Raw genomic sequence first — 12,661 nt, forward strand, 5'->3', positions numbered from 1 at the left:
GCCTTCTTCGACACGTTGGCCGAGATGAGCGCATCGGCCCATCTGATCCAGATGTTCGATTCCACCATTGTGCGCGCCCATGTCTCGGCAGCGGGCGCAAAGGGGGGCAGCAAGGCCAGGCGCTCGGCCGCTCGCGCGGCGGGTTCACAACGAAAATCCACGCCAAGGCGGACAATTCGGGCGACATCATTGCGTTCGATCTGACCGGTGGCCAAGTTGCCGACACAACCCGCTTTGAGACCCTGCTCGACATAGGGCCGGACATCACCCCACGTGCCGCGCTGGGCGACAAAGGCTATTCCAGCAAGGCCAATCGTGCAGCCGCGCGGACACGCGGCATCGCCCCGGTGATCCCTCACAAGGCCAACGAGAAAAACAGGCCAGCCTTCTTCGCCCAGACGCTCTACAAGGCGCGCGCCCGTATCGAACAAGGCTTCGGGCGGCTCAAGCGCTTCAAACGCGTCGCCCTGCGATGCGAAAAGACAGCACGAAATTTCCGCTCAATCGTAAGCTTCGCAGCAGGCCTATGCTTGATCAAATTCGTCCACACGGCCTAATGCCGATGAACGCAACACCGATGGTGACGGCGGCGCGAAACGCCCGTCCGGCTTTCGCTCCAAGTACCAGCGCAATGATAAAGATAACGATTGGCAACAGGACTGTCGGTCCCATCGCGTCAACGGCCGCTTTTAGGCCGGACAACAGATTGTCCATGAATTCCTCCCCAGGGGTCCCCCACGACCCATTCCTCCTCACGGAACATTTGTATCCCGCGATTCATGAATGTTACATCTTGCCTTTCATCCAAGTCAACGGATGGAGCCTGTGATCACAGGCTAAGTCACAAAATTATCGGTCGTGGTCAGATAGAGAAATTGCCAGCTGGCCTGTAAGCCGGGTTTTGTATGGCCCTGACGCAAGCGTCAGAACGTGGCGGCCATTCATCTTGGACCAATATTGCTATCGGCCTCACGCAACCAACCCGGACGGAAGACCGGAAACGGCCCTGAAGGTTGCCCTTCGTTCCATCCCTATTCGGTTTTGCTCCCGGTGGGGTTTACCGTGCCGCTCCTGTTACCAGTCGCGCGGTGGGCTCTTACCCCACCCTTTCACCCTTACCTCACCGAACCCGAAAGTCCGGTGGGCGGTTTGCTTTCTGTGGCACTTTCCCTGGGGTCGCCCCCGCCGGCAATTAACCGGCACCGTGTTTCCATGGAGCCCGGACTTTCCTCACCCGCAGCCTTTCGGCATTTACTGGTGCGGCCGCCCGGCCAGCTGACAGCCGCGTATAAAGGTGCTCAGCCTACAAAATGCAATCAAAATAAAAGCAAAGACCTATTCAACGCGAAGCGGAACCGGAATTCGCATTCCAGTCCCGCTTCGCAGAGATCCATCATGGCACCGTTTTACCTGTTGAGCTGTTGCTTCACCTTGGAGCAATAAGCCGCAGAAATCGGATTCATGCGTTTCGCACCATGGCCGGCATTGTACTTCAGTATGGTACCGCAGGTGGTTCCCCCGCTAAGTTTGTGGGCCTGCGCTAGATATTTAACGCCAAATTTGATGTTGGTTTCGGGGTTAAACAGACCACTCACCGAACCACTGTAACCCAACATGCGGGCAGTAGCAGGCTTGATCTGCATCAGGCCGATCTCACCCGCCGCGCCACGCGCATCCGCGCGGTAGGAACTCTCGACTTTGATCACCGCGTGAGCGAGAGATGCTGGAACGCCATACGAAGAAGCGTAGCGTGAAACGATCTCGGAATACTGTTTGCCAGCCCCCCGGCTCCCCTTAGTTGCTACCTTGGCGCCTCTACGGGCTTTGGAGACAACCGCTTTTGACTTGCCATTTTTGCGCACTTTGGCAGCATTGGAGGCCGGCTTCGCTGCTGCCTTCGCGGACTTGCTTGTCACAGTTTTGCGCGCCTTTGCCTTAAGCGCGGGTTTAGGCTTCTGGGAAACGCTGCTCGTTTTCTTCTGTGCGTTGGCTACCGCTTTCTTGCCGGTCTTCTTGTCTGCTGCCTTCACCTTGGAATCGCAGCCGAACAGATAAGGGCAAGTGGCAGTTTTTGCTGCGTCTTTTGGTGCTTCTTTGGCGTGTACGCCAAAAGTCATCATGCCGGCAGCGAAGGCCGCCGCCGCTAAAGTCAGTTTCATCATCTAATTCAGGTCTCATGATCGGTCCCCGATATTTTCCGGAGACGGTTTTTCTTGGACAACGAGCACGCCTAAGGCTGCCCGACATCTGCACGAGAGGCCATGTGACGCCTGACTTTGGGCCAAGAAAGGCGCGGCAACTCACTTTGAGTTACACGCGGTAATTTTAAGATCGTGGCAAAGCTACTTAAGAGACCCGTTCCGGTGCGGAAGCGAGCAGCCGAGTGAGCGTATCAACAGTCGACCAATCGGCAACTCCATCTACCCTGTCTCTTCGGAAATGGCGCTGGAATTCACGTACAACCGTCTTCATTTGACTATCGAATACACCTGTTAATCCAATGCCATAGCCATACTCCGCGAGCATTTCCTGAACTTGCTTCGCACTTACACCCTTAGCCGTGCCATCTGCCTCGGCCGGACCTCCGTCAAGTACTGCTGGATCAACCCATTGGCCGATCCCGGCTTTCGCCAAAACGTCCCACGGAAATTTTTCGCCGGGATCCACTTTTCGTCCCGGTGCTAGGTCTGAATGAGCGATAACATTGCGCGGCGATATACGATGTCGACCAAGAATTCCCCGGCATAGACTCATAACCGCATCGATCTGGCCCGCGGGAAAGTCCGGATAATCGAGGAGGTAGTGACCTGGATTGACGACTTCGATACCGATGGACGTTGTGTTCACATCAGTATTTCCGCGCCAGGACCCTTTGCCCGCATGCCACGCCCGCGCTGACTCGGGAACCATCTGCACGATATTGCCATCGACATGGACAACATAATGCGCCGAAACCTGGCTACCGGGGTCCGCCAGCAATTCCAGCGCCGCATCCCCGGTCTCCATTCCAGTATAGTGCATCACCAGAATGTCGATCACCGCACCCGCGCGACGTGCGCCGATATTTGGCGACGGATGAATGGAAACTCCGTTGTGATCTGGTTCAAAGGTCATGCTCGGGCTCCTTTTTCGATCATTTCATAGGCCGAGTTGATGGCGGCCAATCGATTGGTGGCAATAGCGATGAATTCCTGTGGAAGGCCGCGCGCGATCAGCCGGTCGGGATGGTTGCTTGCAACGAGCTTGCGATAGTGTTTTTTGACCTCCTCGAATGGCAGATCGTGCCCGATGCCCAGTACCGCAAACGGATCGGCCTCGCCAAGATCCAGGTGTCGCGCGCGGATAAATTGGTAATGCGCCTCGCTGACGCGAAAAATTTCGGCGATGCGGCGCAGAAATGCGCCCTCGCGTTCATGCAGGACCCCATCCGCCTTGGCGATGTGGAACAGACCGTCGAGAATATCTTCCAGTATCCCACAATTTTCGCGACCTGACCCACAAAGGGCAGCCATGCGCGCGGCATAGGATTCAAATCCCGCAACGTCGGCCTGCGCCAGATTGTAGAGACGCGCGACATTGCGCGTTTCCTCATGCGGTATCTGGAAGATTTCCTGAAAAGCCCGTATCTCGTCCTGAGTGACGACGCCATCGGCCTTGGCCATCTTCGCCGAAAGCGCGATCATCGCGACGGAAAAGGCAACCCGTCGCCGCAACTCCGGATCACCTGCAAAGGCCGTCTTCAGCGCCTCGGAAATATCAAGCGCACCGCCGCGCGCTGACGCTGACATGCGAGCGATAAAATCGCCTATACGGTCCCAAATCGACATGGCTGACGTCTTAGCGATAATCCATGAGGATGGCGACCTGCCCGGTGGTGGGGTGGCACAGTATACGAACAATCCTTCGGCAAGACAGCAGCCTGACATGGGCTCATCTCCGATTCCAAGGTTTGATATGGGAGTGTCGCAGCGCCGGCAACCGACGCTGCAACCCGAGGAAACTCTATTGTACGCCGAGAGCCTGCTTGGCAGCCATTTCGGCGGCCTCACCCGCCTGGCGGATCAACGCATCACTCTGGCCACCCGTTTTCGCCGCGTTTTCGGCAGCCATGCGCGCATCAATCACGGCTTGGCCCTTCTGAGCTTCATTCATCGTAGCAGCCTGTGATTTTAGCGCTTCCAGACCATCCCGCGCCATCGCAGCGGGATCGGTCGCCGCGATCGGGGCACGTTCCTCAACTTTAGGCTCGATAACCACTGCTTTCGGCGCGACCGTGGTCGTAGTCGTTGTAGTTGCCGGCTGTTCGGTTACCGGTGGCGCTTCAACTTTCTTGGAAGCGTCGTCGCAAGCGGCGAGCGCCAGAAGAGAATAGGCTGCAAGTGCGGCGAAAAGCAGTTTGGTCATGACATTCCCTCGTATGCTTCGCCCTCCACCGAATCGCAACATATCAGTTGTTTTTCAGTTTTGTGCAATTCATGCGAGTGGCCCAAACAAAAGGTTAAGCTACAGGGTCGAACTTTTATCGGCTGCCCAAGCTTCGCCGGCTACGCGTATAGAATCTGCCCATGACCGCCGGAGTCACATACATCGGGATCTGGTAGCACCCGATCAGAAGCAGCAACGGATCGACGATCTCAGATGGCAGCACTGTGAGAAAGAGCGCGATGTTGCGATTGCCGGCCACGATGCCGATGGCCGTTGCCGGTGCGCGATCGCTCACCGCGAGGGCTGCAACAGCACTTGTAGCCTGCAGAAAGAAATTCACCGCAGAAACGAGTCCCAGCACCAGCAACACCCGCATCGGGTCGGCGCGCAACTCAGGTCCCACAGCCGACATCAGCCCTATGACGACAACCCCCATCGCCAATGCTGCGGCGCCATCGACGGCACGCAAAACTTCATCGGAGGGCCGCGGCAAGAGCCATCCACGAATGAGGAATGCCAACCCCGCTGCTCCTGCAATCAAAAGCATTAGCGAACCGGCAGCGCCCAAAACCGCCCTCGGGTCGCCAAATGCCGGCGTCAACCAGAAAACCGGAATAACCGTGAATGGGAGCAGCGCCGTCCCCACCACCAACTGGCGCAGCGCCGGAGCTGGATCTCCTCCGCACATGATCGTCAGGTTTGGGCTTCCCGACACCGGAGATGCTGCCAGCATCAGCACCAGAAAGATGGCGACAGGCCAACCCGTTCCGCCCATAGCGCCAAACATCAGTATGGCAGCAGTCGGCAAGGCTAGTTGAAACAACGCGACCAGCGAAAGCGACAGCCCAACATCGCCAAGCGCCCCAACCGCATCACGTGGCCCGACCCGCAACGCAGCCAGAAACAACAGCCCGGCCACCATCATCCCGATCCAAGGCCGCATGGCCAGCGCCACGTCCGGCAGCGCCACCCCAGCGATTAAACCAAGGATCAGCACCAGCTTCCCGTGCTGGGCGATCAGCGTCAAAGGCGCCAGCATACCGCCGCTCTAGAGCGAGGCCGCGGTACGGGCCGCCTGGTCGTAGTGGCCCGACAGCGCGCGCAGCGTGGCGGCAACCTGGGAGGTCGCCTTGGGATCTAAACCGACCCCACGTACGGATTCTACCAAGACGGTCTCGCGAATCTCGCGGTAGCGCATGCAGGTGGCGACACCTTTGGTAGTGGCGCCAATCAACTTTTCCTTGCCCTGCCGTGTCGTCATCACCAACCCGCGCTTTTCGAGCTTCTTGATTGCGTAATTGACAACATGGGTGTCTTCCACCCCGAGCACCATGCAAAGGTCGGACAGCCTTTTTCCCCGCCCACGATGGGTTGTAAAGTGAAGCACCAGCACATCCATTGGTGCCAGCCCCGGCTCTCCCGCAGCCGTCATGCACCGGACCATCCAGCGCTCGAAAGCGTGACCGGCCAGGATCATGCCGAACTCAAGTTCCGACAGAGATGGCAACGCGCCATCGGCAAGATGCGCCGAAGAGACGATTGGCCCGAATGGCGATCCGTCGCCCATGTCAACTCTCCTCAAGCAGCAGCAAACATCGTCCGCGGCAACCACAATGCGATATCGGGAAATAGTGCCAGCAGCACAACCATGACAAGCAGAAGAAGGAAATAGGGCATAGTAGCGCGTGCAATATCGAAAAGATTGCGTCCCGTCAGCCCTTGGATCACGAACAGGTTGAAGCCCACGGGTGGCGTGATCTGCGCCATTTCCACAACAATGACGAGATAAATGCCAAACCAGACCAGATCAAAACCAGCCGCTGAAACCAATGGCATGATGACCGCCGTTGTCAGCACAATCATCGAGATCCCGTCCAGAAAGCAGCCCAGCGCCACAAACAACAGCGTCAACGCCGCCAAAAGCGCCATGGGCGGCAATCCTAGCCCGCCAATCCATTCGGCCAATTGGCGCGGCAAGCCGACAAAACCCATCGCCGTGGTCAAGACAGCAGCGCCTGCCAGAATGAAAGCAATCATGCAGGAGGTTGCAGTCGCCGCCATCAGACCTTCGCGGAAGGTCGCAACGCTTAACGCACCTTGCGCGCGCGCCAGAACGAGGCTGAGCGCCACGCCAACAACAGCCGCTTCAGTGGGGGATGCAAAGCCTCCATATATAGAGCCGATGACACCAGCAATCAGCAATCCGACAGGCAACAGGCTGCGCGCAGCATGCATTTTTTCACGCAGCGGCACCCGCTCTTCACGCGCTGGCATCTTGTCGGGGTTCAGCGCTGCCCACACCATGACATAGCCCATAAACAGAGCCGCAAGCATGAGGCCGGGTATAATGCCCGCCACGAACAGGCGCGCAATGGATTCCTCCACCGCCGCGCCATAGACAATAAGTATGATCGAAGGCGGAATTAGCAGACCAAGCGTGCCCGACCCGGCCAAGCTGCCAATCGCCAGCCGGTCATCATAGCCGCGCTTTTGCAGTTCAGGCAGCGAGATCTTGCCGATTGTCGCAGTGGTGGCAGCAGAAGAACCAGACACTGCCGCAAACACCGCGCAGCCCAGCACATTCACATGCGCCAATCGCCCAGGCAGTCGCCGTACAAACGGCGAAATACCGGTAAACATGTCCTGCGACAGCCGTGACCGGAACAGAATTTCACCCATCCAGATAAACATCGGCAGCGCCGTCAAATCCCATGAAGTTGATGCGCTCCAGAACGACGTCGCCAGAACCTGGCCGGTCGGGATCGACGTTGTTGCCAGCGCAACCAGCGCAACCAGACTAAGCGAAAACGCCACCCATAGCCCGAGCGCCAATGCGCCCAGCAAGACAATGACAAGAAGCGCGGAGAGCTCAAAAATCCCCATAATCAAGCTTCCGTCTCATATTTGGTAAAATTGCCCGTTCGCCAATTGCGCACCGTAAGATCAACAATTGCGATTGCAAGGATCGCCAGACCAAGCGTCATCACCGCTTGCGGCAACCATAGTGGCACCGGCACGAAGCCGAATGACACATCATTGTAAGTCCAGCTCTTGAATGCCAACCCGCCCATCGCAACACATGCATAGATCGCGATTCCGGTTGCAAGCAGCCCGACAAGCCCCTCCACGATGCGCCGTGGCCCAGACGCCAAACGCTCGACAAACAGCCCGACACGAATATGGCTGCCGATAGAAAGCGTATAGGCAAGCGCCAGAAAACTGGCCGAAGCCAGAAGGAACCCGGAAATTTCCGCAATAGAAGGCACGATCAGCCCCAACGGCGTCATGCCCAGAAAACGCATGACCCCATCAAGAAGACGCGCGCCCACCTGCATACAGACCAGCGCGAAAATACAAAAAAGGGAAACTGCAGCCGCACCACCCGAGAGGCGGTAAATTGTATCAAGCGTGTTTCGCATAAGGCCTCCTGGCGGTTGCATTGCCGGGCAACTTCTGTCGCCCGGCACTTCCAGCCAAGATTACTTGCGGAAAGTTTCGAGCAGCGCTTCGCCATCGGCACCAGCCTTGGCTTTCCATTCATCGGTAATCGTTGCACCGATTTCGCCGAATCCAGCCTTTAGCTCGTCAGAAGGTGTCACGATTGCCACGCCATTGTCTTTGAGGATCTTTGTCTTTTCCTCAGTTTCCACCTTGGACATTTCCCAGCCACGCGTTTCAGCGGCTGCAGCAGCCTCTGTCACAGCAGCCTTTTCAGCGTCGCTCAGCTTGTCGAAAGCAGCCTTGTTGACGATCACCATATTACGCGGCAACCAAGCCTGCGTGTCATAGTAATGGGTAACGAAATCCCATGCCTTGGAATCAGCACCAGTCGAAGGTGACGTGATCATTGCTTCAACCCGGCCTGTCGCGAAAGCGGTCGGCACGTCGGAGGCTTCAATCTGCGTTGGAACCATCTTCGCCAAGCTGGCAACACGTTCTGTGCCAACATTATAGGCGCGGAATTTCAGGCCTTCGAGATCAGAAATCGCATTGATTTCCTTCTTCACATAAATGCCCTGGGGCGGCCAAGGCACCGAAAACAGAAGCTGCAAACCCTGATCAGCCAGAAGCTTTTCCAGATAAGGGCGCTGCGCATCATAGAGCTTCTTGGAAAGCTCATAGCTGGAAGCCAAAAATGGCACCGAATCCACGCCAAAGATCGGGCTTTCATTCTCAAGGCGTGAAACCAGCGTCTCGCCAATGGGAACAATGCCATCGCGCACCGATGTCTTGATATCTGGATGCTTGATCAGCGACTGGTTCGAATGAACGGTGATCTTGAGGCTGTCACTGGTCTTTTTCGCAATGTCAGCTGCAAATTCGGTGATGTTTTTGGTATGAAAATTTCCGTCCGGATAGGGTGTGGGCATGTCCCAGGATGCGGCGAAACCGGTGCCGGTTGCGAATAGGCCAGCGGCCAGCGCCCCTGCCGTTATTGAAGCATAATGGCTCATCATTCTCCCCTTCTGAGTGGCGTGGTTCCCTTGATTTTTGATCCGCAGCACGCCTTACCTACGGTCAAATCGACGTTGACAGTTTATCTATAAATCGTCAATAAGTTTTGCACATCCAATGGGAGGACGACAAAATGGCTGCCAATAAATGGGATTTCTGGATTGATCGTGGCGGCACATTTACCGACATTATAGGCAGGGCGCCGGATGGCAACCTGCATCCGCGCAAACTCCTGTCGGAAAACCCCGAGGCCTATAAGGACGCCGCCATTCAGGGCATTCGCGATCTGCTCGGGCTTGAAGCAGGCGCCCCCATTGCAGCCGGCCTTATCGGCGACATCAAGATGGGCACCACCGTTGCCACCAATGCGCTTTTGGAGCGCAAGGGCGACCGCGTGGCGCTTCTCATCACCAAGGGCTTCCGCGATGCGCTACGCATCGCCTATCAGGCGCGTCCAGATATTTTCGCCAAGGAAATCATCCTCCCCGAGCAGCTTTATGAGCGCGTCATCGAGGTTGAGGAGCGTGTGCGCGCCGACGGCACGCTTGAGACCGAACTTGATCTCGAAGCCTCACGCGAAGCCATCGAAGCTGCAAAGAAAGACGGCATTGATGCTGTCGCCATCGTCTTCATGCACGCCTGGAAATATCCTGAGCACGAGCAGGCCGCAGCAGCCCTTTGCCGTAAAACCGGCTTTGCACAGGTTTCCGTCAGCCACGAAGTTTCCCCATTGGTAAAACTGGTTGGCCGCGGCGACACCGCCGTTGTCGATGCCTATCTCTCCCCCATTCTCGCGCGTTATGTCGCCCGCGTCGCCGGAGAGCTTGGCATAGATGCCGGTGTCTCAACCGACGAAAACGCCCCGCGCCTGATGTTCATGATGTCGTCCGGCGGCCTCACCGCTGCCGAAAAGTTCCAGGGCAAGGATGCCCTTCTTTCCGGCCCTGCCGGCGGCGTTGTCGGCATGGTCGAGACAGCAAAACTGGCAGGCTTCGAAAAAGTCATCGGCTTTGATATGGGCGGAACCTCCACCGACGTTGCCCATTTTGACGGTGAATATGAACGTGCGTTCGACACCGAAGTTGCTGGCGTGCGCGTGCGCGCGCCAATGATGCGCATTCACACGGTTGCTGCCGGTGGCGGCTCGATCCTGCATTTTGAGGCCGGACGCTTTCAGGCTGGTCCAGACTCAGCTGGCGCAAACCCCGGCCCGGCCTGCTACCGCCGTGGCGGCCCCCTCGCCGTGACGGATGCAAACGTCATGCTGGGCAAATTGCAGCCTGATTTCTTCCCCTCGATCTTCGGTCCCAACCAGGACCAACCGCTCGACACCGACGCCGTGCACAAGCGCTTTTCGGCCATGGCTGCCGAGATCGGTGATGGCCGCAGCCCGGAATCAGTCGCGGAAGGCTTTGTCACCATCGCGGTGGAAAACATGGCCAATGCGATCAAGAAGATCTCGGTCCAGCGCGGCTATGATGTCACCGAATATCTGCTCAACTGCTTTGGCGGTGCGGGCGGTCAGCACGCCTGCCTCGTAGCCGATGCGCTGGGCATGGAAGCTGTGCTTATTCACCCCTTCTCCGGCCTGCTGTCGGCCTATGGTATCGGCCTGTCATCGGTCTTTGCCTCGCGCCAGCAGGCGCTGATGCTGCCGCTCTCAGATGCCTCTGTCGGCGCCATGGATGCGATGATCGCAGATCTGCGCAAGGCTGTGCTTGGCGAATTGGCTGAGCAAGGCATTGTTGAAAGCGACGTGGCTTGCCGCCCTGTCCTGCAGATCCGCTATGATGGCACCGACACCTCCATTCCGGTCAATCTGGAGGGCAGCGACATTGCCCGCGTACGCACAGATTTCGAAGCGGCCCACAAGGCGCAGTTCGGTTTCATCTACGACAACAAGCCGATGGTCATCGAAGCCGTCGGTGTTGAAGGTGCCGACAGCCGCGACCGTGGCCGCTTGGAAAGCGATGCAGAGCTGGACACCGCCTCGCCTGTTTCAGGCCAGACGCGAAAGCTCTATTGTGAGGGCGCGTGGCATGAAGCCGGCACCTTCCGCCGCGAAACCATGAAGCCCGGCCACAAGGTCTCCGGCCCGGCACTCATCATCGAGCGCCACCAGACCATCGTGGTCGAACCCGGCTGGCAGGCCGAGATCACCTCGAAAGACCACGTGTTGATGCGCCGCGTCGAGAAGAAGCGCCGTCAGGCGGCTCTCGGCACCGCAGCAGATCCTGTCATGCTGGAGGTCTTCAACAACCTCTTCATGTCGATCGCCGAACAGATGGGCGTCACGCTTCAGAACACCGCCTATTCGGTCAACATTAAGGAGCGGCTCGATTTCTCCTGCGCCGTCTTCGACAAGGATGGTGCGCTGGTTGCCAACGCCCCACATATGCCCGTTCACCTAGGCTCGATGGATCGCTCCGTTGAGACGATCATCCGCCTCAATGAAGGCGACATCCACCCCGGCGATGTGTTCGCACTCAACGCCCCCTATAATGGCGGCACGCATCTGCCCGACATTACGGTGGTCACGCCCGTATTCGATGATGCCGGCGAAAAGATCCTGTTCTATGCAGCCTCACGCGGCCACCATGCCGATGTTGGCGGCACAGCGCCCGGCTCCATGACCCCACTTGCCACCACAGTGGATGAAGAAGGCGTGCTCTTCGACAATTTCCGCATCATCGAGCGCGGTCATTTCCGTGAAGCAGAGCTTGAGCATCTGTTGACCGACCATGCCTATCCGGCCCGCAACCCGCACCAGAATATCGCCGATTTGAAAGCCCAGATTGCGGCCAACGAAAAAGGCGTGGCTGAACTGCGCAAAATGGTCGTCCATTTCGGCCTTGATGTCGTCAACGCCTATATGGGCCATGTCCAGGACAATGCCGCTGAAAGCGTGCGCCGCGTGCTGGAGCGCCTGCCCGATGTGTCGGAATATGAATACCCGACTGACACCGGCCAGACGATAAAGGTCAAAATCAGCGTTGATCGCCAGAAGCGTGAAGCGACGGTTGATTTCACCGGCACCTCGCCTGTGATGAAAAACAACTTCAACGCACCAGAGCCTGTGGCCCGCGCCGCCGTGCTCTATGCGTTCCGCGTCATGGTCGAAGACAATATCCCCATGAATGCGGGTTGCCTGCGCCCCATCAACATCATCATTCCAGATGGCTGCATGTTGCGGCCTTCCTATCCAGCGGCAGTTGTTGCAGGCAATGTGGAAACCTCCCAGCACGTCACCAACGCCATGTTCGGCGCAATGGGCGCGCTCGCCAATGCCCAGGGCACGATGAACAATCTGACCTTCGGCAACAATGAATATCAATATTACGAAACCATCTGCTCCGGCTCACCCGCCGGCCAGATGAATAATGGTCGCGGCTTTGGCGGCACATCGGGCGTGCACACTCACATGACCAATTCGCGCCTCACCGACCCGGAAATTCTGGAACTGCGTTTCCCCGTACTGCTGGAAGATTTCCACATCCGCGAAAATTCCGGCGGCAAGGGAAAATGGAACGCCGGCAACGGCACGCGCCGCACCATGCGCTTCCTCGAAACAATGGAATGCGCCATCCTCTCCTCGCACCGCAACCGCCCCCCAAAGGGCCTGAATGGCGGCAGTGACGGCGAAGTCGGCTCCACCAAAGTGCGCCGCCTGAGCGGAGAAGTCGAAACCCTGAAAGCCTGCGACCAGACAGTGCTAAAAGCCGGTGAAGCGGTGATTGTCACCACCCCAACCGCAGGTGGGTTTGGGAAGGCGTAAGACGAG

Annotated in this window: 11 protein-coding genes, 1 other RNA gene and 1 pseudogene; 2 read left to right on the forward strand and 11 right to left on the reverse strand. The window is 57.7% G+C overall.

What is annotated here, in order from left to right:
* The first annotated feature begins 32 nt into the window (after window positions 1-32).
* Window positions 33-557 carry an IS5 family transposase gene (locus tag GA830_RS20445; RefSeq protein WP_195164712.1) on the forward strand — a complete coding sequence of 175 codons (525 nt, stop codon included), beginning with the start codon at window positions 33-35 and terminating at the stop codon, window positions 555-557.
* On the opposite strand, the pseudogene GA830_RS16685 reads toward GA830_RS20445, so the two are convergent.
* From GA830_RS16685 to GA830_RS16735, 11 genes and pseudogenes are all read right to left on the reverse strand, one after another.
* A pseudogene (locus tag GA830_RS16685) lies at window positions 556-714 on the reverse strand (PTS transporter subunit IIC); the annotation flags it as partial. The gene GA830_RS20445 and the pseudogene GA830_RS16685 sit on opposite strands and share 2 nt — an antisense overlap.
* A gap of 160 nt (window positions 715-874) precedes the next feature.
* An RNA gene (rnpB, locus tag GA830_RS16690) (RNase P RNA component class A) lies at window positions 875-1,279 on the reverse strand.
* Between the two features lie 127 nt (window positions 1,280-1,406).
* Window positions 1,407-2,162 carry a lytic transglycosylase domain-containing protein gene (locus GA830_RS16695; protein ID WP_195162896.1) on the reverse strand — a complete coding sequence of 252 codons (756 nt, stop codon included), beginning with the start codon at window positions 2,160-2,162 and terminating at the stop codon, window positions 1,407-1,409.
* A gap of 184 nt (window positions 2,163-2,346) precedes the next feature.
* Window positions 2,347-3,114, reverse strand: coding sequence for an N-acetylmuramoyl-L-alanine amidase (locus tag GA830_RS16700; RefSeq protein WP_195162897.1), 768 nt, complete (start codon window positions 3,112-3,114; stop codon window positions 2,347-2,349).
* Window positions 3,111-3,827: a J domain-containing protein gene (locus GA830_RS16705; RefSeq protein ID WP_195162898.1), complete on the reverse strand. Its 717-nt coding sequence runs from the start codon at window positions 3,825-3,827 to the stop codon at window positions 3,111-3,113. The genes GA830_RS16700 and GA830_RS16705 overlap by 4 nt, the downstream gene beginning before the upstream one ends.
* Before the next feature lie 175 nt (window positions 3,828-4,002).
* A complete protein-coding gene (locus GA830_RS16710) occupies window positions 4,003-4,404 on the reverse strand; it encodes a hypothetical protein (protein ID WP_195162899.1) in 402 nt (133 codons plus the stop codon).
* Between the two features lie 115 nt (window positions 4,405-4,519).
* Window positions 4,520-5,464 carry a hypothetical protein gene (locus tag GA830_RS16715; RefSeq protein WP_195162900.1) on the reverse strand — a complete coding sequence of 315 codons (945 nt, stop codon included), beginning with the start codon at window positions 5,462-5,464 and terminating at the stop codon, window positions 4,520-4,522.
* A 9-nt stretch (window positions 5,465-5,473) separates the two neighbouring features.
* Window positions 5,474-5,992 (reverse strand): winged helix DNA-binding protein, encoded by a 519-nt coding sequence (locus GA830_RS16720; protein WP_195162901.1) that lies wholly within the window; start codon window positions 5,990-5,992, stop codon window positions 5,474-5,476.
* An 11-nt stretch (window positions 5,993-6,003) separates the two neighbouring features.
* Window positions 6,004-7,308 carry a TRAP transporter large permease gene (locus GA830_RS16725; RefSeq protein ID WP_195162902.1) on the reverse strand — a complete coding sequence of 435 codons (1,305 nt, stop codon included), beginning with the start codon at window positions 7,306-7,308 and terminating at the stop codon, window positions 6,004-6,006.
* Between the two features lie 2 nt (window positions 7,309-7,310).
* Window positions 7,311-7,844, reverse strand: a complete 534-nt coding sequence (locus GA830_RS16730; protein ID WP_195162903.1) for a TRAP transporter small permease — start codon at window positions 7,842-7,844, stop codon at window positions 7,311-7,313.
* Between the two features lie 60 nt (window positions 7,845-7,904).
* Complete coding sequence (locus tag GA830_RS16735) at window positions 7,905-8,882, reverse strand: TRAP transporter substrate-binding protein (protein WP_195162904.1); 978 nt, start codon at window positions 8,880-8,882, stop codon at window positions 7,905-7,907.
* Window positions 8,883-9,013: 131 nt separating this feature from the next.
* Here GA830_RS16735 and GA830_RS16740 point away from each other — a divergent pair, with 131 nt between their 5' ends.
* Window positions 9,014-12,655, forward strand: coding sequence for a hydantoinase B/oxoprolinase family protein (locus GA830_RS16740; RefSeq protein ID WP_195162905.1), 3,642 nt, complete (start codon window positions 9,014-9,016; stop codon window positions 12,653-12,655).
* Window positions 12,656-12,661: the final 6 nt, after the last annotated feature.

It is taken from the genome of Mesorhizobium sp. NBSH29 (assembly GCF_015500055.1).
Taxonomy (GTDB): Bacteria; Pseudomonadota; Alphaproteobacteria; order Rhizobiales; family Rhizobiaceae; genus Neomesorhizobium.

Coding starts and splice junctions, on each gene's coding strand:
- GA830_RS16695 (WP_195162896.1), bottom strand. CDS start 2,162: ATGATGAAACTGACTTTAGCGGCGGCGGCCTTCGCTGCCGGCATGATG.
- GA830_RS16730 (WP_195162903.1), bottom strand. CDS start 7,844: ATGCGAAACACGCTTGATACAATTTACCGCCTCTCGGGTGGTGCGGCT.
- GA830_RS16725 (WP_195162902.1), bottom strand. CDS start 7,308: ATGGGGATTTTTGAGCTCTCCGCGCTTCTTGTCATTGTCTTGCTGGGC.
- GA830_RS16715 (WP_195162900.1), bottom strand. CDS start 5,464: ATGCTGGCGCCTTTGACGCTGATCGCCCAGCACGGGAAGCTGGTGCTG.
- GA830_RS16705 (WP_195162898.1), bottom strand. CDS start 3,827: ATGTCGATTTGGGACCGTATAGGCGATTTTATCGCTCGCATGTCAGCG.
- GA830_RS16700 (WP_195162897.1), bottom strand. CDS start 3,114: ATGACCTTTGAACCAGATCACAACGGAGTTTCCATTCATCCGTCGCCA.
- GA830_RS16710 (WP_195162899.1), bottom strand. CDS start 4,404: ATGACCAAACTGCTTTTCGCCGCACTTGCAGCCTATTCTCTTCTGGCG.
- GA830_RS16720 (WP_195162901.1), bottom strand. CDS start 5,992: ATGGGCGACGGATCGCCATTCGGGCCAATCGTCTCTTCGGCGCATCTT.
- GA830_RS16740 (WP_195162905.1), top strand. CDS start 9,014: ATGGCTGCCAATAAATGGGATTTCTGGATTGATCGTGGCGGCACATTT.
- GA830_RS16735 (WP_195162904.1), bottom strand. CDS start 8,882: ATGATGAGCCATTATGCTTCAATAACGGCAGGGGCGCTGGCCGCTGGC.